General features: G+C 36.0%; 15 protein-coding genes and 1 tRNA gene. 6 read left to right on the top strand and 10 right to left on the bottom strand.

Translation table 11 applies throughout. From position 1 onward, the window contains the following. Positions 1-112: 112 nt before the first annotated feature. The 3 genes from DK441_RS16710 to DK441_RS16720 form a co-directional block, all read right to left on the bottom strand. Positions 113-589 (bottom strand): CAP domain-containing protein, encoded by a 477-nt coding sequence (locus DK441_RS16710; RefSeq protein WP_109851709.1) that lies wholly within the window; start codon positions 587-589, stop codon positions 113-115. Positions 590-789: 200 nt separating this feature from the next. Continuing rightward, a complete protein-coding gene (locus tag DK441_RS16715) occupies positions 790-1,515 on the bottom strand; it encodes a M15 family metallopeptidase (RefSeq protein ID WP_109851710.1) in 726 nt (241 codons plus the stop codon). 34 nt (positions 1,516-1,549) lie between these two features. Further along, positions 1,550-2,134: a ClpP family protease gene (locus DK441_RS16720; RefSeq protein WP_255412333.1), complete on the bottom strand. Its 585-nt coding sequence runs from the start codon at positions 2,132-2,134 to the stop codon at positions 1,550-1,552. 118 nt (positions 2,135-2,252) lie between these two features. Between DK441_RS16720 and DK441_RS16725 the strand changes: the two genes are divergently transcribed. Further along, positions 2,253-2,678: a GNAT family N-acetyltransferase gene (locus DK441_RS16725; RefSeq protein WP_109851712.1), complete on the top strand. Its 426-nt coding sequence runs from the start codon at positions 2,253-2,255 to the stop codon at positions 2,676-2,678. Positions 2,679-2,715: 37 nt separating this feature from the next. On the opposite strand, the gene DK441_RS16730 is transcribed toward DK441_RS16725, so the two are convergent. The 5 genes from DK441_RS16730 to DK441_RS16750 form a co-directional block, all read right to left on the bottom strand. Further along, the gene (locus tag DK441_RS16730; protein ID WP_109851713.1) at positions 2,716-4,107 is read right to left on the bottom strand and encodes a hypothetical protein; all 1,392 of its coding nucleotides are present in this window, start codon (positions 4,105-4,107) and stop codon (positions 2,716-2,718) included. Positions 4,108-4,287: 180 nt separating this feature from the next. After that, complete coding sequence (locus tag DK441_RS16735) at positions 4,288-5,433, bottom strand: gliding motility-associated C-terminal domain-containing protein (protein WP_109851714.1); 1,146 nt, start codon at positions 5,431-5,433, stop codon at positions 4,288-4,290. Between the two features lie 518 nt (positions 5,434-5,951). Continuing rightward, on the bottom strand, positions 5,952-10,280 hold the full coding sequence (locus DK441_RS16740) for an S-layer family protein (protein WP_109851715.1): 4,329 nt from the start codon (positions 10,278-10,280) through the stop codon (positions 5,952-5,954). A gap of 15 nt (positions 10,281-10,295) precedes the next feature. Then, positions 10,296-10,958: a hypothetical protein gene (locus DK441_RS16745; protein WP_235015782.1), complete on the bottom strand. Its 663-nt coding sequence runs from the start codon at positions 10,956-10,958 to the stop codon at positions 10,296-10,298. An 82-nt stretch (positions 10,959-11,040) separates the two neighbouring features. Next, the gene (locus DK441_RS16750) at positions 11,041-15,261 is read right to left on the bottom strand and encodes an S-layer family protein (protein WP_109851716.1); all 4,221 of its coding nucleotides are present in this window, start codon (positions 15,259-15,261) and stop codon (positions 11,041-11,043) included. 297 nt (positions 15,262-15,558) lie between these two features. On the opposite strand from DK441_RS16750, the gene DK441_RS16755 reads away from it, so the two are divergent. Further along, positions 15,559-15,631 (top strand) — tRNA-Gly (locus DK441_RS16755). Positions 15,632-15,781: 150 nt separating this feature from the next. Beyond that, positions 15,782-16,666 carry a lysylphosphatidylglycerol synthase transmembrane domain-containing protein gene (locus DK441_RS16760; protein ID WP_160112137.1) on the top strand — a complete coding sequence of 295 codons (885 nt, stop codon included), beginning with the start codon at positions 15,782-15,784 and terminating at the stop codon, positions 16,664-16,666. A 2-nt stretch (positions 16,667-16,668) separates the two neighbouring features. On the opposite strand, the gene DK441_RS16765 is transcribed toward DK441_RS16760, so the two are convergent. Together DK441_RS16765 and DK441_RS16770 are read right to left on the bottom strand one after the other, a co-directional pair. Next, complete coding sequence (locus DK441_RS16765) at positions 16,669-17,769, bottom strand: glycosyltransferase family 2 protein (RefSeq protein ID WP_109851718.1); 1,101 nt, start codon at positions 17,767-17,769, stop codon at positions 16,669-16,671. Between the two features lie 23 nt (positions 17,770-17,792). Then, entirely contained in the window at positions 17,793-19,760 is a 1,968-nt protein-coding gene (locus tag DK441_RS16770) for a tetratricopeptide repeat protein (RefSeq protein ID WP_109851719.1), read from the bottom strand. Between the two features lie 435 nt (positions 19,761-20,195). On the opposite strand from DK441_RS16770, the gene DK441_RS16775 reads away from it, so the two are divergent. The 3 genes from DK441_RS16775 to DK441_RS16785 are packed head-to-tail and all read left to right on the top strand — an operon-like array spanning position 20,196 to position 22,412. Then, positions 20,196-20,891 carry a WbqC family protein gene (locus DK441_RS16775; protein WP_235015783.1) on the top strand — a complete coding sequence of 232 codons (696 nt, stop codon included), beginning with the start codon at positions 20,196-20,198 and terminating at the stop codon, positions 20,889-20,891. Further along, entirely contained in the window at positions 20,888-21,817 is a 930-nt protein-coding gene (locus DK441_RS16780) for a glycosyltransferase family 2 protein (protein ID WP_109851720.1), read from the top strand. Before DK441_RS16775 ends, DK441_RS16780 begins: the two co-directional genes overlap by 4 nt. Beyond that, positions 21,798-22,412 carry a methyltransferase domain-containing protein gene (locus DK441_RS16785; protein ID WP_160112138.1) on the top strand — a complete coding sequence of 205 codons (615 nt, stop codon included), beginning with the start codon at positions 21,798-21,800 and terminating at the stop codon, positions 22,410-22,412. Before DK441_RS16780 ends, DK441_RS16785 begins: the two co-directional genes overlap by 20 nt. Positions 22,413-22,416 lie beyond the last annotated feature (4 nt).

Genomic DNA, 22,416 nt, shown 5'->3' on the forward strand with positions numbered 1-22,416 from the left:
TTGCTTACTAATAAAATGCAAAAAACACTTTTTAGTAAGCAACCACTAGAGGTACCGTTCTTAGTTAAAGAACAAGATTAGTGCTAACCTTGCATAGTTGAGTTTGCAGAGTTTAGCGGTAAAAAATTTGTGTATAGTAGTATCTGCCACTTTCATCTTTTATTGCAGCAATACCAGTATGGGTGTAATTACCTTCAATATTTTTTCTATGGCCTTCGCTATTAATCCATCCGTCTACAACACTTTGGGCATCGGGATAAAAACTAGCTACATTTTCTGCCATCCCTGTGGCATTTTCCTTTTCTCGTAAAGTGTCAAATTTAGCATCGAAATTATCATGATTAATAGTACCTTTAGAAATCATATACCGTGTATGATCAGCAGCTAATTCCTCGGCAGTTGTATTTTTTGCCAATGCCTCTAGTCCCTTAGTTTGTCGATATTCATTTACCAATTTTAGTATTTCGTCTGTAATCGAAACTTCACTTGGAGTTTCTGTAATGGTATTATCGTCGTCATCCTTAGAACAAGAAAAAGCAGTGCATAAAAGCACAAAAACACAAAAGTATTTAATTAAAGAAGTTTTCATTAGTATGGGGTCTTTATTTTAATAAATAACTAAAATAGTATAATTTTAGTATATAGAACTTATCTTGATTTTTTTGATTCAATCGAAAAAGAAGAATTTCACATATTGTATTAGGATACTACGGAATAGTAAAAGGGTGATTTTGAGTAAAAAGGAACATTTTTATGAGAAACTATAAAAATAACACGAATTTTATATTACTATAATAATTCAGGGTTAATGTCTGATATGTTCTCTGCAATATATTGTGTGATGAACTCTTCTGAGAAAAAGTTACTACCAAGCAGATTTGCCTTTTTTAACTCTTCGGCAATGTCGAGTTTTTGATATGATTTTAACATAGGAATAGAAAGTGGGGCATACGAATAGTGCCAGGGTTCATATTTAAAACCTTTTCTGTTTTCTTTATCCGTATATACAAGGTAGAAACCAAAAGAGTTTGCATGTATATCCATCCATTCTTTAAACTTGCAAAACGGGCCATCTCCTTCAAAATTCTTGGCAAGAAGTAATCCTTTGGGTTGTGGAGCATTACCATCTACAATATCTAAATCGGTACCCCAATGATGTCTTGAGGTACCAGGAATAGTAGAATATTCTATAATTTTTTGTATTGCTTTAATAGGGGGTAACCCTTCTTTTGTAAACTTTTTGTATTTACGTTCCCAGATTCGATTTTGGTGCGCATAGTTTCTATAGCTGGAAACAACTTTTATTTTGAATCCACTTTTTGATGCTTCAGTCTTCATTTTAAGAAAAGCTTCATATGCATCTTTTCGTAGCTTATATCCATCACCAAAAAGTGATGGATTACTTTTTCCCATAAGATCATCTTTAGAAAACTCTGAAGGAAGTATAGAAAATGATGATAATGAAACTCCAATCATTCCCAGGGTACTAATACCAATAAAATCTCTTCTTACCATAGGGATCTGATTATAATTATATCATTTTGGATCATTATTCCAGAATTCCATCTATAATACCGTACTCTATTGATTCTTGAGCATCCATCCAATAATCACGATTAAAATCCTTCAATACTTTCTCAACATCTTGTCCGCAATTATCAGCAAGGATTTGAGCACTAAGTTCTTTGGTCTTAAGGATTTCTGCAGCCTGGATTTCTATGTTAGAAGCTTGTCCTCTGGCACCACCACTTGGTTGATGAATCATCACTTTTGCATGAGGTTGTATAAATCTTCGACCTTTTTCACCAACACTTAGAAGAATTGATCCCATAGAAGCAGCTAATCCTGTGCAAATAGTAGAAACCGGACTTTTTAAACTTTTTATAGTATCATACATTGCAAACCCTGATGTAACATATCCTCCGGGACTATTAATATATAGTTTGATTTCTTTGTCGCTTATCATATCCAGATACATGAGTCTGTCGATTACATGTTTAGCCGACTTGTCATCTACCTGTCCCCAAAGAAATACACTACGTTCCTCCAGAAATTTTTTGTCGATCAGATCTTGTGTTTTTCCTGATTTTTCTTTCATCTTTATATTTTTTGTTCTTTTTAACTTGTTTGTAATACTAAAAAGGATGCTATACAAAGCCAATAAAACAATAGAATTGGTATATTCTTTCTTTTTTAAGAATTCTTTACATCTTTGAGATAAATGTATAATTATTTTTGCAGAAAAACATCATATGGATTTAGCATTTCACAAAATTTTAAAAGAGGACTTTGATATTATTTTACCATTACTTCAGAAATTGATGAATAATCAATTTTCTGATACTGTTTTAACAGAAAGGTTTGATGAAATGTTTGAGCAAAATTATGAATGCTGGGGAGTGTATTTGGATGAAAAACTAATAGGATTTTTTGGATTATGGTTTATGACACGTCATTATGTTGGGAGATCATGCGAACCAGATCACGTATATATTGATGAAGAGAATAGGGGTAAAGGAATAGGGAAGAAAGTATTTAACTGGATTTATGAATATGCAAGGAGTAGGGGGTGTGAGGCTTCTGAATTAAATAGTTATGTGGTAAATTATCCTTCGCATAAATTCTACCTTAATGAAGGATATGAAATATGGGCACATCATTTTGTGAAAAAGTTATAGAATTTTGATGAAAATGCTTTTGTGTAACCTACAATTATTATCGGGGGCCAATAGCTATAAAGGAAAAATATGAATCTTCAAATGTATAGGAGTCATTGTCAATTGTGCTAATGGTACACTGGGTTGTTGATATCTGAGATATATTTAAAATATTATCATCAAGAACTCCTGTAACATCTCCTGGAGTTGCTGTTAAACTTGGAGTTCCTGTAAAAGCTGTAGTGAAATTAATAGTATATCTTCCTGTACCGATTTTGGTAATAGTAAAACCAGTTCCCTGGGCAATACTACCATTTGCATTTACATTTCCTCTCATCATTCGCAAAGTTTCTTCTCCTTCTACTGTGTTAGAAGAAGATGATGCATTTGGACTTATTTGCTGCCAATTAGTGCCATCACTTTTTATCCATAACACAGATTCACTTGTAATAATGGCTTGGTTTGAATTGGTAAGATCACGATACGTGCTAATAGTTCTGTTGGCATTAGTACTATTTTTTAGGATGTAGATTCTGCCTTCACAAGTATTGGCATTTGGTAGTGTTATGCTGTGGGCTCCTGTAATGTGTATAGTATGATGATTCTCAGTTAATGTTAGATTTCCAGTAGTGCTAATTATCGAAGTCGAAAAAGACCCTTCCAGTTGTAAAGTAGAGTTTGCAACATTAAATCCTGTGCTAGGATCATCATATCCAGTATCTACAGCAACTTCTTGCGGGTTTAAATTAATACCAAATCTTGTGGTTGCATCGGCAGTATTGTTGCTTCCTTGTACTCTAAAAAGCTCTCGATGAAATTGACCACGTCTATAATCGTATCGTTTAAATACAATAGGTTCACTACCATCATCACCAATAATGAATTCTAATTTCCCATCATTTGCAGGCCCTGCAGAACCTATTTCAAACAGGTCTGTTCCTCCCGTACTTCCTTTTAGTCTAAAACTTCCATTTGTTGTTGTAAAGAACATTGGTTTGTAAAAAGAAGCACCTGCGGCTGTAAATTGTAATGCAGATGTAGTACCATCCCCGTTGATATTAACCAAAGGTTGATCATTATCTGTGTAATCAGGAAAAGCTTGTGTTAATCCTAAAGTTTGTCTTCTTCCAAACTGTAATAAAGGTAAATTGTTAGATCGAATTTCCATTTTTACATCATCGATATGACCTAAAAAAGATGTGGCGGGTAAGCCCGTATTACCATCTACTAACCAATTATCATTAGTAGTTGCTACCCAATTTGTACCATCAAAAACAAAGATTTTGCTTTCTTCAAGGTTGTATAGAATTGATCCTGTAGCTGCAGCGGTTACACCATTCATTTCTGCGTTTGTAGCAGCAGTTGGAAGACCCATAACAGAAAACTCATCGATCTGAGAAAAAATAACTCCAGGTAGAATGAGTAAAATAATAAGTAATGTTTTCTTCATTTAATACTAATTTTTTAATTAGTAACACCTCTAAAAATGACTTTATATAACCTTGAAGTTAACTATTTATTATTTTATGAGGTTCCTGAATTTACATTTTTTGAGAGTAAGACTTTTTTATTCGACAAAAATGATAGTGTATTAGTGATCTAGAAAATCATGATTTTCTAGATCATTATTCTAAACATTGATGTAAAGATATCCAGAACGATCTTTCTGACCTTCAATTTTCAGGATATAATAATAGGTACCTACAGGTAATTGTTCATCCTGGGCAATTGTAGCTCTACCTTCCGAGTAACCACCCCATGAGTTGTCATATCCTTTTTTACGATACACTTCAACTCCCCATCTGTTATAAATTATTACTTCATTGTTTGAAAATTGCTCAATCCCCTGAATGATAAAAGTATCATTAACTCCATCACCATTAGGAGAAACTGCTGTAAATATTTCCAGATCACCGTCTAATATGATATCAGAAGAACCAAACGTAAGAACAACATAGTTATCAGGGATCATTAATTCTGAAGTGATTTCTCCACTATTTAAATCTCCAGAGGCAGCAAAGTTTCCTAAACTTACCCACTGTTGTAAATTTCTATCCCATCCTACAACTCTAAGATCTTCTAACTCATCAACAAGAGTAGGTATATTACTATTGTCATCCCAGGTAAGAGTTACCCTGGTTTCTACATCTCCGTCAAGATCCCAAAATTCAAAAGAGCTAACACCAAATAATACATTACTGAAATTATCGGTATTAAAGCTGGTAGAGAAAAAATTAGGAGAGTTTGGATTTTCAAAGAAATACGCACCTCGTGCTGTATTTACCGCTGCCTGATTTTCGATACGCATAGGACGTAATCTAAAATCATCTCCAATAGGGAAAGAAAAATCTAATACTCCGGTAATAGAAGAATATCCATCTACATATCGATCATCATTTTCACCTAAATAAGGAGCATCATTTATATAATCTAAAGAAACATTACGTCTATCTCTGGGAGTTTGTACCCTTCCGTTTATAAATTCCTGAAAGTTTGTTACACCAACAGCAACATCCAATAGCAGATCATCTACAACATCAATTTCCATATTATGAAAAATAGGACGGTTGTCACCAGATACATTAAGACTACCTGAAGGATTGTAAAATCCTGCAAGACCTAAATTTTGGTCAAACGTACCATCGTTAATTAAATCAGTGTGGAAACCAACTTCACCTTGATCGTGAATTTGAATATTCCCGTAGTTATGAAAAGCTTGTTGAGCTATAGTAACTTGGGCCAGAAGGCATACGACAATAAAAAATATTCTATCCATAGTTATATTGGGGTAATACTGTTTTACGGTTTAACAGTAAATATGTTATGGCAAATATATTCTTTTTCAGCAAATTACACTACTTTTTCACGATAAAATGCAATTATTTATCGGTGAAATGCATTTTTGGTTCGATTAAAGGTATGGTTTTGTTGAAAAGTTACATATTCCTAAAAAAATAAACATTTTGACAAAACAAACATAAGAAAATAAATTGACGTAGAAATTTTGCTGAATTAATACGAATACCATTAATACGATTTGAATTATATGGTATTTGTTATAATTTTTTGATGTTTTGCTTTGAGGTTGATAATGAATTTGATTTTTTTCTTTGGGGTATTTAAGTGGTAATTTTAAAAATCAGTATATAATCATTAAAAAGGCAATGGGGTGTTTTTTTCATAAAGATTTGACAAATATGTGTTTAACAATCATTAGGATTATGTATTAAGATAAATCAAATACGGGGTAATAAATACATTTAACCTAATTTTAAATATTTTTTTATAAAATTGCTAATTTGGATTTACTCTATATGTAATTCTTCTATTAGTTATCACAGTTTTGGCTCCTATAGGGAAGGTGTTAGAAAACTCGGATGTGCTATTTGATAATGTTGCAGTTGCGGTTATCAATGTTCCTACGGGATAAGGTGAGGCTAATATAATTTCAAAGGAGAAACGATTTGTGGTATCTGCATTTCCATCGGGATCCGAGTATGATGAAGTCCCAGAAGCCTGATCCGAACCACTTCCTTCTACTGCAGAACCAAGATATACTTGTCCCTCACCATAATCTTGGGCTAATCCCAATTGATTATCACCAGTACTAGCCGTTCCTTGAGAGATATCTGTAACAAAAAATTCTAATGTAGCACCAGGCCTGCTCCAACCACTTACTCTTAATCTATTTCCTGTAATTACGATAGATTCAAATATAGGAAAATTAAGACTTCCATTAGGCCCTGTATCACTATCGTTAGTATCATTTATAGTTACACCATCACCTACAGGATTACCAGTAGTTGCTTGATCTATGTCAATACCCAGAGCAGGGCTAGACGTACCATTATTGTATATAGAGTTTTGAGAAATTAAATTTCCCGAAGTATTACCTCCTGTTATTACAATACCTGCGCCTCCATTATTGGCAATAATATTTGAAATTATTGAGGAATTATTTCCTTCTAATCGTATTCCTGCGTTTTCTATACTTCCAGAGCATGAGCCTCCATGCTGTCCAGAATTTTGAATAGTATTTTCTGTAATAGATATATTTCCTGAGATTCCAGCACCGTCAATTCCCATTGCTGCAGAATTTTCTATCAAATTTTGTTGTATTGTAACACCACTTCCTGATTGAATTGTAATATTGTCATTACATGCAGCAAGACCATTAGAAGCAATTTGATTGTCTTCGATAGTAGTTGATGTTCCTCCATTAATTAAGATTCCGGCATCAGTATTTGATGCAATATAATTACCTGAAATAGTTGAAGTCCCGCCTGTTATTTCAATTCCATAATTTATGTTTCCAGACGATATACCATCTCCATTTACTCCAATAAGGTTTCCGTCTATAGTAGAAGAACCTGATTCTAATATAATACCAGAATTATTTCCTGCATAAATTGAAATACCTCTTATAACGGTATTGTTTCCTTGTATATGAAGAACATCTCCATTGTTTCTATGTATCTGAACCTCAGGTAGATCATAATTAGGTAATGTATTTCCTGATACTCCTACGGTACTTCCTCCGCTTCCAATAGTACCGGTATTTGTATTAGAATATGCAGTTTGTGTTCTGGCGTCTATGTGTGTATTGGCATCTGTAATAGTCGAAAGGTTACTACCATTACCAATAGTAATGTCGAAATATCCATTAACGAAATTTATATCCGCAGCTCTACCTAATGCATCACCAGTTGGAGGAATCATAAAAACAGATGTATCTTCTCCTGCTGCAGGATTAAAAATACTATTAGTCTCAATATCCAATCCTGTTTCATCTAAATTGTTAGAATTTACAATAAACTGTTCCAATGACCCTTGGCCATCCTCGTTGGTGTTTACTATCGTATTAAAATTAAAACCAAAATCCATACCAACAACTCCTTCGCTAAGTATGGTTATTGAGGATATACTTTGTGCACCAATTAAAGTACCGGCTGCAACATCTTGTTGAGATGGGGCTGCACCTCCTATTTCTGTAGTAACATCTGTAAAGACAGTTGCAGCATAATTTCTTCTGTATGTTTGGACAGGATAGCATGTTGTACAAGCAGCTCCACCACCTCTGGTAGATCTAACAGTACTGTTAACCACTCTCACACTATACGTACCATTTTGCATACCTCCAATAGAATATTGCCCATTGGTATCAGTAGTAGTAGATTCAACAAATGTTCCGGTGTTATCATAAAGCTCTACAGTAGCTCCAACTATTGGCGCTCCTGATGAAGTTGCCAGGTTTCTGCCATTTCCACCGCCATAATTTATATCTTCAAAAACATTACCAATAATAAGGTTACTAGGAACTTTAAGTAATACTGCATTAGAGATCACAAAATCCTGACCCACACCTACATTTGTAGTTACTGTAGATTCACCAGGACCTATAAAAGCAGAAATATCATAGGTGTCTAAGTCTAGACCTAGAGTAGTTCTATTAACAACAGGACCAACAGTGTTGTCATATACTGTAGAGTTAAATGGATTTCCTCCTGTTTGCCCTCCATCTCCCGATAATGTAAATGTACCCGAACCTGTAGTTACGGTGAGAGATTCATTATTTGCTAATCCCTGATCACCTTCCCAAGAAAGTATAGTAGTTTTAGAACCAGAAGCTCCTATGGCAAAAAAACCAGTTAGATTATAACTATTACTATTATTTTGCTGGCCATCAAAACCATTATATAGATTAATACTTACAGCAGGTAGGGCAGGAGCAGTATAAAATATCATTAAACTCCAGCCTCCTAGTACCACTGTGCTAGAACAATATGGCTCTCCATTATCAATGGTAAGGTTAGAAAAATCAAATGTATTTGTAGAAAGGTTAGGTATACCTTGTATTAGCGTGGTAACATCACTCGTCATTCCATATAAACTTGCACCTCCAAAAGTAGAACTTCTGATAATACTTGCGTTTACAGTTTGTCCTTCAAAAGTTATCGATTCATCTGGCGAAGCCGAAGAATGTGCCCAGAAAAGATAGGCTTTTTCGATAGTAGCGCCAACAGGTATAGTAGTAGTTAATGTTGTTCCGGTGGTAGCACCAATAATACTACATTCATTAACAGTACTGTTTCTAAACGAATCTCCAGTAACGGCATAATCATAATACCCATTAAATTCATCAAAAAGTGTTAAGGGTACATTTGCCTGTATAGGAGTATCACCAGGATCATCAATAATTGTTGCTATTGCATTATCTAAAGTAACAGAGGGATCACTGGGATTAGACAAAATCAAGTTAAATGTTTCGTTAACTTCGATATACGTATTATCTACAATGGTAACAACCACATTAATAATTTCTCCAGTAGTACCCGAAAAATTGAGAGTAGAGGAAGTAGTGATATAATCTAATCCAGCAATTGCAGTATTATCTGTTGTCGTATAATCTACAGAAAAAGGGCCTGTATTTGATCCAATTTGGGTAACTTGAAAAGTTGCTGTTCCTGCATTTTCATTAACAGAAATATCAGCAATGCTAATCCCTGTATCATTATCTTGAATAGTAATTTCACCTTGTGGATCCCCGATGGTAACTAATGGACTACTGGCAGCTCCTAAGTTTACAAAAAAGTTATGATCTGTTTCTAGATCAGAATCATCAACAATAGGAATAGTGATTTGTTGTGTTTCGTTAATATTTCCTGCAAAATTAATAGGAGAAGCAGTAGCTCCAACAGTTGTATAATCGGCAGGATTAGTTGCAGAACCATTTGCAAGAGTATAGGGTACAGAAAACCCTCCAGAGACATTAGCTCCAGATAATGTTAGAGTAAGGGTAGCAGTCCCATCTCCTTCGTTTACTGTTATATCATTTATTGTAATAGATGCATTATCATTATCATTAATAGTAATTTCTCCTTGACCATCTGTAATGTTTATTGAAGGATCGCTAATATTAACAAGGTTTACAAAAAATGATTCTGTAGCTTCTGCAAAATTATCATCAATAATAGAGATAGGTATAGTTAAGGTTTGTGTTTCCGGACTAGTCCCCGAGAATGTAATTGTGGGAGCAGGGGAACCAGTTGCTGTATAATCGCCTGGAGTGATTGCTGAATTATTTGCTGTAGTATAGTCTACAGTAAAACTTCCTGAAGTGTTCGCTCCGGTATGGTTAACACTAAGATCTGCTGTTCCTGCGTTTTCATTAACAGAAATATCAGTAATGCTTAGCTCTGCCGGGGGTGGAACGACATCAAATGTAATAGTAGTATTTGCTCCAAAATTCCCAGGGAAATTCTGTAATATTTCGACTCCATCAACATATACTCTTACATACGAAGGTCCTCCTCCATAATTTTCCCATCCGTCACCAAAAGCGTCTGTTATAAACAAACTATATCCAGTGGCGTAAGGGACATTAAAGCTTGCTGGGCTTGCAATATTGTCAAAGGTGTTATCAGCAAAGGTTACAGCACCACATGTTGGATCACAAATAGTACCAAGAGGTGTAGTTGCTGGGTTTCTAAATGTAATTACATTTTCTTCAGAGAAATTATTCCAATCCACTTCAATAAGAACAGTTGCCTGGGCAATAGCATCTATGCTAGTCATAAAAACTAGCATTGATATGATAAGTGAAAATTGTTTAAAATAACTCATCTGTTTTTTTTAAGATTATTTAACAACAAATACTACATTAATTAATGCGTTAAAATCTGCAGGAGTATTAACAATACTATAGCTCATGTTTCCATTACCATCTATCGATATTGTTGTCGGATTTCCGAAAACACTCTGATCAGCAAAGGTTACATAGTAATATAATTCATTTCTTGCGTATGTTGGAATAGTAGGGGCGTTGGCAGCATCACTTGATGCTACAGGCGATCCGAACTGGTTAATGTATTCTTGATAAAGGTCAATAGGTGGTTTGACACCTACCGAAGAAGCATCCACAGCAATAGATGGTGGATAAAAAATCCTTGCTGCTTTAGAAGTAATAGGGGCAATGGCTTGTATTACTCCCTGAACTGTTGTTTCGTTGGTAATAGTTGCCGACCCGCTTTCATCAACATCAATAGGAGTTGCCAGATTTACTTCAGAATCTAATTGATCATCAGTACTTCTTTGCCATCCTGTATTAGTAAATCGATAAATTTCCTGATCATCTAAATTAAAAACTACAGAACCGATACTAGGGCCAATAATTGCATTTATTTCAGCTAAATCAGTAGCGGTAGGTAATCCCATTAATGCACTAGCATCACCTGTACCAATCTGTGCAAACATGCCAGTAGACAATATAAATGACAAAGCTATTAGGAGTGTTTTTTTCATTTTAAATAGTATTACGCTTTTTCTTACCTTAATTTTTTAGATATCTAATCTAGTTCCTTAAAAGATGAGTAAAGTAATTAAGTTAAAAATCAAGTACAGTAAACATGAACTCTAAATCTATATCATCTTTTTGATTAGTTCCATTATCGCTGTCTCCTATATTTACTCTAAATCCAGCTGTAGTTTGACTATAATATGTGATACCAGGATCATCATAGTTTGCTCCGGTATTACCAGGGCAGTCGCCTCCACAATCCACAATTGCTAACTGAATGATATAGTCATCGTCTGGCATTGGAGTTGTAAATGTTATTTGATAATCACCTTCATTTATTCTAGAAACGGTTGCATTTAATATTTTAGCAGCGGTACCATTACCAGCAACTTTCCCCATCGCTTTTACTGGGCTGATAAAGAATGCACCACCATCGGTTCCAACCGTAATTTGATTGTTTGTATTCGTACTTACTACATTAGCCGTTTGTACATCGGCAGTAGGAGTATTTTCGTTAGTATAAGTTATAACTCCTGTTCCCGTATTCTGAGTCAAATTGGTTACAATATTTGTTGCTGGATCTCCAGTAGGTCCTTGTGCTCCGGTTGCTCCAGTTGCACCTGTCGGTCCTTGTGCACCAGTTACACCTGTTGGTCCTTGTGCACCAATTGCTCCAGTGGCACCTGTTGGTCCTTGTACTCCCGTAGGTCCAGTATTACCTGTTGTTCCTTGCGCTCCGGTTGCACCAGTAGGTCCTTGTGCTCCGGTTGCACCAGTTGTTCCTTGCGCTCCAGTGGCACCAGTAGGTCCTTGTGCACCGGTTGCTCCTTGCGCTCCAGTTGCACCAGTTGTTCCTTGTGCTCCGGTTGCTCCAGTAGGTCCTTGTGCTCCAGTTGCACCAGTTGTTCCTTGTGCTCCAGTTGCACCAGTAGGTCCTTGCGCTCCAGTTGCACCAGTTGTTCCTTGTGCTCCAGTTGCACCAGTTGTTCCTTGTGCTCCGGTTGCACCAGTTGTTCCTTGTGCTCCAGTAGGTCCTTGTGCTCCAGTTGCACCAGTTGTTCCTTGTGCTCCAGTTGTTCCTTGTGCTCCGGTTGCTCCAGTTGTTCCTTGTGCTCCAGTTGTTCCTTGCGCTCCAGTGGCACCAGTAGGTCCTTGTGCACCGGTTGCTCCTTGCGCTCCAGTTGCACCAGTTGTTCCTTGTGCTCCGGTTGCTCCAGTTGTTCCTTGCGCTCCAGTTGCACCAGTAGGTCCTTGCGCTCCAGTGGCACCAGTTGTTCCTTGTGCTCCGGTTGCTCCAGTAGGTCCTTGTGCACCGGTTGCACCAGTTGTTCCTTGTGCACCGGTTGCACCTTGCGCTCCGGTTGCACCAGTTGTTCCTTGTGCTCCAGTTGCACCAGTTGTTCCTTGTGCTCCAGTTGCACCAGTAGGTCCTTGTGCTCCAGTTGCACCAGTTGTTCCTTGTGCTCCAGTTGCACCAGTTGTTCCTTGTGCTCCAGTTGCACCTTGCGCTCCGGTTGCACCAGTTGTTCCTTGTGCACCGGTTGCTCCAGTTGTTCCTTGTGCACCGGTTGCTCCTTGTGCTCCAGTTGCACCAGTTGTTCCTTGTGCTCCGGTTGCTCCTTGTGCTCCAGTATTACCTGTTGTTCCTTGTGCTCCAGTTGCACCAGTAGGTCCTTGTGCACCGGTTGCTCCAGTTGTTCCTTGCGCACCAGTGGCACCAGTAGGTCCTTGTGCTCCGGTTGCTCCTTGTGCTCCAGTTGCACCAGTTGTTCCTTGTGCTCCGGTTGCACCAGTTGTTCCTTGCGCTCCGGTTGCTCCTTGCGCTCCAGTAGTTCCTTGCGGTCCTTGTGCTCCAGTAGCACCAGTTGTTCCTTGCGCTCCGGTTGCTCCAGTTGCTCCTTGCGCTCCGGTTGCTCCAGTTGTTCCTTGCGCTCCGGTTGCTCCAGTTGTTCCTTGTGCTCCAGTAGCACCAGTTGTTCCTTGCGCTCCAGTTGCACCAGTTGTTCCTTGCGCTCCAGTGGCACCAGTAGGTCCTTGTGCACCGGTTGCTCCTTGCGCTCCGGTTGCTCCAGTTGTTCCTTGTGCTCCAGTTGCACCAGTTGTTCCTTGCGCACCAGTTGCTCCAGTTGTTCCTTGCGCTCCAGTTGCACCAGTAGGTCCTTGTGCACCGGTTGCTCCAGTTGTTCCTTGCGCACCAGTGGCACCAGTTGTTCCTTGTGCACCAGTAGGTCCTTGTGCACCGGTTGCTCCAGTTGTTCCTTGTGCTCCGGTTGCTCCTTGCGCACCAGTTGTTCCTTGTGCTCCAGTTGCACCAGTAGGTCCTTGTGCACCGGTTGCTCCTTGTGCTCCAGTAGGTCCTTGTGCACCAGTTGTTCCTTGCGCACCGGTTGCTCCAGTTGTTCCTTGTGGCCCTTGTGCACCGGTTGCTCCTTGCGCTCCGGTTGCTCCAGTTGTTCCTTGCGCTCCAGTTGCACCAGTTGTTCCTTGCGCTCCAGTGGCACCAGTAGGTCCTTGTGCACCGGTTGCTCCTTGCGCTCCGGTTGCTCCAGTTGTTCCTTGTGCTCCAGTGGCACCAGTTGTTCCTTGCGCTCCAGTGGCACCAGTAGGTCCTTGTGCACCGGTTGCTCCTTGCGCTCCGGTTGCTCCAGTTGCTCCTTGTGCTCCAGTTGCACCAGTTGTTCCTTGTGGCCCTTGTGCACCGGTTGCTCCTTGTGCTCCAGTTGCACCAGTTGTTCCTTGTGCTCCGGTTGCACCAGTTGTTCCTTGTGCTCCAGTTGCTCCTTGTGCTCCAGTTGCACCAGTTGTTCCTTGCGCTCCGGTTGCTCCAGTAGGTCCTTGTGCTCCGGTTGCACCAGTTGTTCCTTGCGCTCCAGTGGCACCAGTTGTTCCTTGTGCACCGGTTGCTCCTTGCGCACCAGTTGTTCCTTGTGCTCCAGTTGCACCAGTAGGTCCTTGTGCACCAGTTGTTCCTTGCGCACCGGTTGCTCCAGTAGGTCCTTGTGCTCCAGTTGCACCAGTTGTTCCTTGTGCTCCGGTTGCACCAGTTGTTCCTTGCGCTCCGGTTGCTCCTTGTGCTCCAGTAGGTCCTTGTGCTCCAGTTGCACCAGTTGTTCCTTGTGCTCCAGTTGCACCAGTTGTTCCTTGTGCTCCGGTTGCACCAGTTGTTCCTTGCGCACCAGTTGCTCCAGTTGTTCCTTGTGCACCGGTTGCACCAGTTGCTCCTTGTGCACCGGTTGCACCAGTTGTTCCTTGCGCTCCGGTTGCTCCGGTTGTTCCTTGTGCACCGGTTGCACCAGTTGTTCCTTGCGCTCCGGTTGCACCAGTTGTTCCTTGCGCTCCGGTTGCTCCGGTTGTTCCTTGTGCACCGGTTGCTCCAGTTGTTCCTTGCGCTCCAGTTGCACCAGTAGGTCCTTGTGCACCGGTTGTTCCTTGTGCTCCAGTGGCACCAGTTGTTCCTTGTGCACCGGTTGCTCCTTGTGCTCCAGTAGGTCCTTGTGCTCCAGTTGCACCAGTTGTTCCTTGTGCTCCAGTTGTTCCTTGTGCTCCGGTTGCACCAGTTGTTCCTTGCGCACCAGTTGCACCAGTTGTTCCTTGTGCACCGGTTGCTCCGGTTGTTCCTTGTGCACCGGTTGCTCCAGTTGTTCCTTGCGCACCAGTTGCACCAGTTGTTCCTTGCGCTCCGGTTGCACCAGTTGCTCCTTGCGCTCCGGTTGCTCCAGTTGTTCCTTGCGCACCAGTTGCTCCAGTTGTTCCTTGTGCTCCGGTTGCTCCTTGCGCTCCAGTTGCACCAGTTGTTCCTTGCGCTCCAGTGGCACCAGTAGGTCCTTGTGCACCGGTTGCTCCAGTTGTTCCTTGTGCTCCAGTGGCACCAGTTGTTCCTTGTGCTCCGGTTGCTCCTTGCGCTCCAGTGGCACCAGTAGGTCCTTGTGCTCCAGTTGGTCCTATAGGGCCAGCTGATATTAGAGAAGATAAATCAACCGATCCTCCATCTTCCAAACTTAAAATATTTGTTGTCGGATTAAAAGATAATTGTTGATCATCGTTGCCAGTGCATAGACTTGACCAGCTATTATTGTTATATTGAAAGACGCAATTAACAGTTGTATTGTAGACTAATGCTCCATTTAAAGGAGTCATTGCATTCATTTGAGTTGTAGTAACTCTAGAGAGAACGAATGTCTTATTAGTACTTTCCAATTCTAAAATAGAAAAAGAATCTATTTGATTGGGGTTATCACCTACTTTGACCTGAGCCTGAGTGGTTGCTAAAGATAAAAATAAGATTATGAGGGGTAATTTTATCTTCATATTTTACGTTTTATTTACAATTAAAACTCAAATAAAGTATGCTTTAACCGTAATCTGTATATGGTTAAAACAGCCTTTATTCTTTTTTGGCATAAATATAAATTGATAATTTCTTAAAATGTTATCAATTAGGCAAATATATGATTTTTTCGACAAAAAACAATTTTTATCGCCAAAATACACACAAAAAAATATTTACAACTAGCTTTTGTTAAAATTTAACGCGAAATTATCATAAAAAAATATTTATTTGTTTTTTAGTTTAGAAGAAATCTAATACATTTGTCGCCGCACAAGGCGGGAGTAGCTCAGTTGGTAGAGCGTCAGCCTTCCAAGCTGAATGTCGCCAGTTCGAACCTGGTCTCCCGCTCTAAGGTTTCATCAGTAATGATGAAACCTTTTTTATTTAATAAATAGTTTTTAAGAATTTTATATTTTTAGAAAGATTCTGTACTACTGTTTTGTGTCATATGGATATAATATTTTGAAGAAGTTTAGTTTTTGGATAAAATTTTTGGGTGTGATTCTGTTTTGCCTTTTGATATATAAGGTGGGGTGGGAAGATACATTAGAATCTATAAAAAAAGTTTCTATTGCACATTTGTTAGTAGCAATAGTTATTTTTTGGATTGCTTTTTATCTAAAAAGTGTAAGGTGGAAAATCATTTCCAATTCTTTTGGAATACCATTACATAGCTACCAAGCACTTAAGATTTTTTTTATTGGTCTTTTTCTTGCGAATATTACTCCTGGGAAATTAGGCGACTTTGGTAGGTTGTTTTATATTAAGGACCAGTTGCCTAATCAGAAGGTTGGATGGTCTAGTCTTATTATGGATCGCATTTTTGATTTGATTTGCTTGGTTTTTTTTAGTTTAATAGCACTTTTTTATTATCAAATTAATTTTAATGTTTTAAAATCCCCAGATAATTATTCGTCTGTGCTACTAATAGGTATAGTGTTGTTATTACTGTTTTTTGTCCTTTTTATATTTCGAAAGAAAATTAAAAAATATATTTTACCATGGTGGGAAGCTTTTAATTCTCATACTCTTGGTATTAAAGGATTCTTACTAGCCATAGGAATTACCTGTCTAAGTATGATATTGATATATGGTGTTTTTAATTATATAGCATGGAGTATGGGTATACCTATTAATCATTTAGGTTTGTTTTTAGGAGTCTTTATTTTAGGATTGCTAACATTACTTCCAATTACTGTTTTAGGAATAGGAGTACGTGAAACTTCGCTAGTTGTAATTTTTCAGTTATACGGCCTTCCTTCTCAAGATGCTATCGCACTATCTCTTATAATATTTCTATTACAGCTTTTATCTTTTATTCCCGGAGCCATTTGGTTTTATCTTTCGCCAATTCAATTAAGTCAATTAAGAGAATTAAAGTAGGTTTATTGAGATAGCCTTTCATTATCCTGTATGTCCATCCACATAGCAAATAGTAAAGATTGAAACCCTGAAATGGTTAAGAAAATGAAAATTATAAGATAATCGGTTGGAGTTTTAGAATCTGGGATGAAAAAGTTTACTAATAAATGATATAAGAAATACATATTGATTATTCCAATAATAAATGAAATCCAATACAATAAAAATAGTGGATGGAAACTTCTAATCAAATATTTGGTATGTAACCGCTTAAAGAAGCAACGAATTAACAAGAATAATATAGGAAAAGAAACTTTAATAACATTTAATTTTGATTGTTCGCCAACACCATAAACAGGTTTTATCTTTACTTCACGAATTGTACAGAAAGCAATATTGAGTTTTACTAATACATCATTAGGCATTCCGTATCTTTTATAAATGTTATATAATGGAATTGAATTTAAAGCGTGATTTGACATAGCTGTATATCCGCTTTGAGTATCAGATATTCCCCAATACCCCGAAACAATTTTGGTAAGGATGCTTAATACTGAATTTCCTAAAAAGCGAACTCTTGGAATAATAACCCAAGCACTTTTGTGAATTAATCGATTTCCTTTTACATAATCGATTTCTTCTTTTACAACAGGATTACAAATAGATTCAAGTTCATTTGGATCCATTTGCCCATCACCATTCATTACTACAGCGCAATCGATATCATGATCTTTGCACCATTTATATCCTGTGGCAACAGCTGCTCCAACTCCTCCATTTTTTAAATGTTTAATAACTATAATTTTTTCTTCGTCAGGATTTTTATTTAAAATTTCAATAGGGGGAAATCTTTTTAATTCTTCTATATTTTTTTGGTGCACCTCAATATCAGCTCTATTATATATGGTTGGAACTATTTCTTTTTGAAGATTAGAGGTTAGTTTTAAAGCTGAAGTATTATTTTTTAAATATTTAATAACAACCTCTACTGTTTGGTCTTTGGATACATCATCCACAATGATAATACGATCAACAAAGTCTGGCATACTGTCAAGGACCATTGTTATTTGAGTAGCTTCATTGTAACAAGGAATTACTACACCTATTGTTTTGTTATTAAGCATTATTTATTGTTTTTATTTTTTGATTAATTGTTAATGTTATCTGTTGCCCATTTTAAGTTGTTTTTTGCTAATTGATAATCAGGATTGATTTCTAATGCTTTTTTACAGGCTTCAGCTCCAAGTTTCCATTGCTCCATTTGATTATGGGCAGAACATATATTGTTATAGGCAAGAGCATTATTAGGGTCTATTTTTAATAATTCTTTGCAAGTAGAAATTACCAATTTATATTTTTTGTCTTTATAATATATAAGGCTTAGATTGATATAAGATTCAATGTCAGGATTTGTTTTTATTTTTTTTAATAAGATTTTTATCTCTTTTTCAGAGGTTACAATCTTATTTGAGATTTGTTTTAATAATTCCTTAGATAGAATATGATTTGGACTTTTAACTAATGCTTTTTTTAAATATACTTCGGCTTCATTGTATTTTTTTTGTTCAGAAAGATATCGTCCATAATAATATTCTGCAGCTGGTGCACTAGAGTTTAGTTGTATTGCAGACTTAAAATAACGTTCTGCTATGGGATATTCTTTTTTTGCTCCATGTACAATGCCTAAATTGATGTGTAAAATATAATAATTAGGAATCAATTTATCTGCTTTGTTGAAATATTCTAATGCGACATCAAATTTCCCTTTTTCCATTTGAGTTAGGCCATAATTCATTTGTCCTCTTCCGTTTTTAGGACTTTTCTTTGTAACATCTAACCATAGTGATTCTTCAGAGTTCCATATTTTACTCCTTTGAAATGTACCATATCCATGACCGATAAGGATTATCGATAGTACAGTTGCAATGCCGATAGTATATTTTTTACCTTTTTCAAATACATTATACTTTTTTAGAATAATTAATATTCCCCATGGAACAGCAATAAAGAGACCGATAAAAGGAAAGAACATACGGTGATCATTTGCAGTCTGAAATAGAGGGTTTAGAGAAGTTGGTATTAGGGCAATAAAAAACCAGAGAATACCAAAAGCAATTGGTCTTAGTTCTTTTTTGAAAGCAGTTTTTATCATTAAAAATAGCATTCCTAAAATGATCAATACCCCTAAAAGTATTTTGAAATTGTACCAAGGTTTTATAATAGTAATATCAGGATCTGCACTAAGGTTAATTGGAAGAATAAAATTACCAAGATAGTGTATGATTACATAACATTGGGTGCTAATATATTCAAACCTTGTTACTACATAATTAGTAGAATCTGTTGACTCCGGAGTTAAATAATATTGATTGAAAATAAAAAGAGAAGTAGTGATAATAGCGGTTGGAGCAATTTTTTTAAATACCTCAATTATTTTCTGTTTAGTATCTGTTTTGAAATCAGTAAGTAATGAATGATTTTCGAAAAGGATAATATAGGCGAGTAGTATTGGAAAAACCATAACTCCGGTTTGTTTTGTCCAGATACCAATAATCATAGGGATTAAATATAAATGCCATTTTTTTCCGAAAGGATAAATGTATAAAAGTAACGAGGCTACGGTACATAAAGAGGAAAAAGAATCAGAGCGAGCACAGATATAATTAATAGTTTCTGCATTGGCAGTATGGAGTGCAAACCAAGCGGTTGCAAAAAGTGCTGTGACTCCAATCCACTGATATTTTCCCAGGGATTTTTCGTAAATATGTTTAGTTAATCGAAACATTAAAATAATTAGAACCAAAAACCAAAAAAAGATGTGATAATGATAATATTTAGAATTTAATCCATTTGCCAATGCATAATCAATAGCATTCATCAATGTAATTACAGGTCTGTATGATCTATTGGCAGGAAGAGAGCTAAAAGTATCGGCATTTGAGAAAAAACTCGTCCAATTGTCTAAACTTCGTATGGATTCATTTTCGGTAATGGTATGATAATCATCAAAAAAAAATGGATTGTCAAAATGATTTAGATATACCAATAGAGTGATAAATAGTATGATGACTAAAGATTTAAACTCAAAGCTTTTTGAAGTAAAATTTTTAAACATATACCTGTCGAATTATATAAAATTAGGGTACAATTATTTTGGTATTTATAACCTTAATTCAAAATTAATTATTACTAATTTAAATTAAGGAATTATGACTAAATATAATAGTTTTATATTGTTTTTGTTATTGGAGAAATAAATATTTCAAAAAATTAAAAATTAAAGAAATGTAAATGTTTTGTTATTAATGTGTTAAAGAGAAGTAATATTTTCATTTTTGTAATCTATAATTATGAATGTAGTGATAGAAAATTAATAGTATTATATTTGGACGTTAAATAATGAATAACTTGTTTTACCTTTTTAATGCGCTAAGAAAAAGAGTTGGTTTTGAAAGAAATATACTAATGATAAAAATTCTTGTAAGCCAAATTTTTCTGCATTAAATTATTTCGAAAAAACAATATATGTATAGTATTTAAATTATAATATTTGAAAAAAAAAATAGCAATATCTCAATCAAATTATATTCCCTGGAAAGGGTATTTTGACATGATCAATATGGTTGATGTATTTGTGTTGTATGATGAAGTTCAATACACAAAAAATGATTGGCGGAATCGAAATATTTTAAAAACTAATAAGGGGTTAGAATGGATTACTATTCCTGTTAAGCAAAATAATCTTGATCAGAGAGTTGATGAAACCAAAGTTTTTTTACCCAAATGGAATGTAAAGCATTGGAAAACCTTACAGGCCGTATATGGGAAAGCTCCTTTTTTTAGAAAATATAGAGAGCGATTTGAAAAATTATATTTAGAAATAGATACTTTATTGCTTAGTGAAATTAACAAGAAATTTATTCATGAAATTTGCGATATTTTAGATATTAAGACGCCTATAATTAGCAGCACAGAGCTTTTTCTTGTTGGAGATGCAAATGAAAGATTAATCGATGCTTGTAAAAAGTTAGAAGCAAAAACTTATGTTTCAGGGCCCACTGCAAAGACTTATATCAAAAATGCTCTTTTTTATGAAAATTCTATAGAGATAGAATGGATAGATTATTCTGGATATAAAGAATATAATCAAATGTCATCTCCTTTCGAACATGGAGTAAGTGTTTTGGATTTAATTTTTAATGAAGGTGAAAAAGCAAATTCATTTTTGAAAAGTTTTAATTCATGAAGTTATCAATCGTCACCACTCTGTATAAATCTGAACGCTTTGTTAAAGAGTTTTATGAAAGAGTTCAAAAAGTTGCACAGAAACTTACGGAAGATTATGAGATTGTATTTGTAAATGATGGTTCTCCTGATCATTCAAATCTAGAAGTTTTAGAAATTAGAAATTTTGATTCAAAAGTTAAACTTATAGAGTTATCCAGAAATTTTGGGCATCATAAGGCGGTAATGACAGGATTAAGGTATGCTACTGGAGATTATGTGTTTTTGCTAGATTCTGATTTGGAAGAAGAACCAGAGCTACTTACCATTTTTTATAAAGAAATGAGTGAACAAAATGTTGATGTGGTATTCGGAGTACAAAAGACTAGGAAAGGTGGGTTTGTAGAACGAATAACAGGAAAGATATTTTATAAAATATTCAATAACCTTGCAGATGTTCCTATTGAGGAAAACATTTTGATGGCTAGATTAATGAGTAAACCATATATAGAGGCCTTAAAGGATTTTTCTGAGAGAGAGTTATTTCTTGGAGGCGTTTTTGCATTAGTTGGGTATACTCAGTTACCTGTTGAAGTCAAAAAACTTGGAAAAGGAACATCAACTTACAGTACCAGAAGGAAACTTGCATTATTAGTTAATGCAATTACTTCTTCGACTAAAAATTTATTGATTTATGTCTTTTATCTGGGTTTAATTATTAGTTTTTCATCCTTTGTGTTTACCATGTATTATTTAATATCCAATTTATTTTATAAGGATTACTTAGATGGTTGGACATCTCTCATCTTATCTATTTGGTTTTTGAGTGGTTTAATTATTTTGAGTGTTGGTATATTAGGAATTTATTTGTCTAAAATTTTTGAAGAGACTAAACAACGACCGTTAACCATTATTAAAAAAATTTATGATGAAACCAATACCAAATAAGAAGAAAATAGTTGATTATTATCAAAAACAGGTAGAAGAATATGGATTTGGAGCTAAAGGAATGGATTGGAAGAATGAAGAGACTCAGGACTTGAGATTTGAAATAATTAATAGATATATAGATTTTTTTGGTAAGCCCTCTGTTCTTGATGTAGGATGTGGCGGTGGAGGATATTTGGGGTATTGTAAAAAAAAAGAACTTGATTTTATATATAAAGGAATCGATATAGTTCCTGATATGATTGATCAGGTTAATAGTATTTATGGTAATGATAAAGCTAAACTAATAAATGTTGAAAACGTTTCCGAAAATTTTGATTACGTTATAGCTTCTGGTACGTATAATGCAAAACTAGATTCAAAAACAAACGATTGGGAAATCTATGTTTTTGAATCAATCGAAAATATGTTTAAGATTAGTAATAAGAAAGTTATTTTAAATCTAATGACACCTCATGTAGATTATGGATATGATCGATTGTATTATCCTGATTTAGGTAAGTTAACCTCTTTTATTGTTGAAAAAATGACGAGAAATTTTATCATTGACCATTCTTATGATCTTTATGAACTAACGCTTGTGATACATAAATAATCGT

Source organism: Aquimarina sp. AU58 (assembly GCF_900312745.1).
Lineage (GTDB): Bacteria > Bacteroidota > Bacteroidia > Flavobacteriales > Flavobacteriaceae > Aquimarina > Aquimarina spinulae.

Bases quoted from the DNA above. Each gene is read 5' to 3' on its own strand.
- DK441_RS16735 (WP_109851714.1), bottom strand. From the start codon at position 5,433: ATGGATAGAATATTTTTTATTGTCGTATGCCTTCTGGCCCAAGTTACT.
- DK441_RS16740 (WP_109851715.1), bottom strand. From the start codon at position 10,280: ATGAGTTATTTTAAACAATTTTCACTTATCATATCAATGCTAGTTTTT.
- DK441_RS16710 (WP_109851709.1), bottom strand. From the start codon at position 589: ATGAAAACTTCTTTAATTAAATACTTTTGTGTTTTTGTGCTTTTATGC.
- DK441_RS16725 (WP_109851712.1), top strand. From the start codon at position 2,253: ATGGATTTAGCATTTCACAAAATTTTAAAAGAGGACTTTGATATTATT.
- DK441_RS16715 (WP_109851710.1), bottom strand. From the start codon at position 1,515: ATGGTAAGAAGAGATTTTATTGGTATTAGTACCCTGGGAATGATTGGA.
- DK441_RS16770 (WP_109851719.1), bottom strand. From the start codon at position 19,760: ATGTTTAAAAATTTTACTTCAAAAAGCTTTGAGTTTAAATCTTTAGTC.
- DK441_RS16745 (WP_235015782.1), bottom strand. From the start codon at position 10,958: ATGAAAAAAACACTCCTAATAGCTTTGTCATTTATATTGTCTACTGGC.
- DK441_RS16730 (WP_109851713.1), bottom strand. From the start codon at position 4,107: ATGAAGAAAACATTACTTATTATTTTACTCATTCTACCTGGAGTTATT.
- DK441_RS16785 (WP_160112138.1), top strand. From the start codon at position 21,798: ATGAAACCAATACCAAATAAGAAGAAAATAGTTGATTATTATCAAAAA.
- DK441_RS16780 (WP_109851720.1), top strand. From the start codon at position 20,888: ATGAAGTTATCAATCGTCACCACTCTGTATAAATCTGAACGCTTTGTT.
- DK441_RS16765 (WP_109851718.1), bottom strand. From the start codon at position 17,769: ATGCTTAATAACAAAACAATAGGTGTAGTAATTCCTTGTTACAATGAA.
- DK441_RS16750 (WP_109851716.1), bottom strand. From the start codon at position 15,261: ATGAAGATAAAATTACCCCTCATAATCTTATTTTTATCTTTAGCAACC.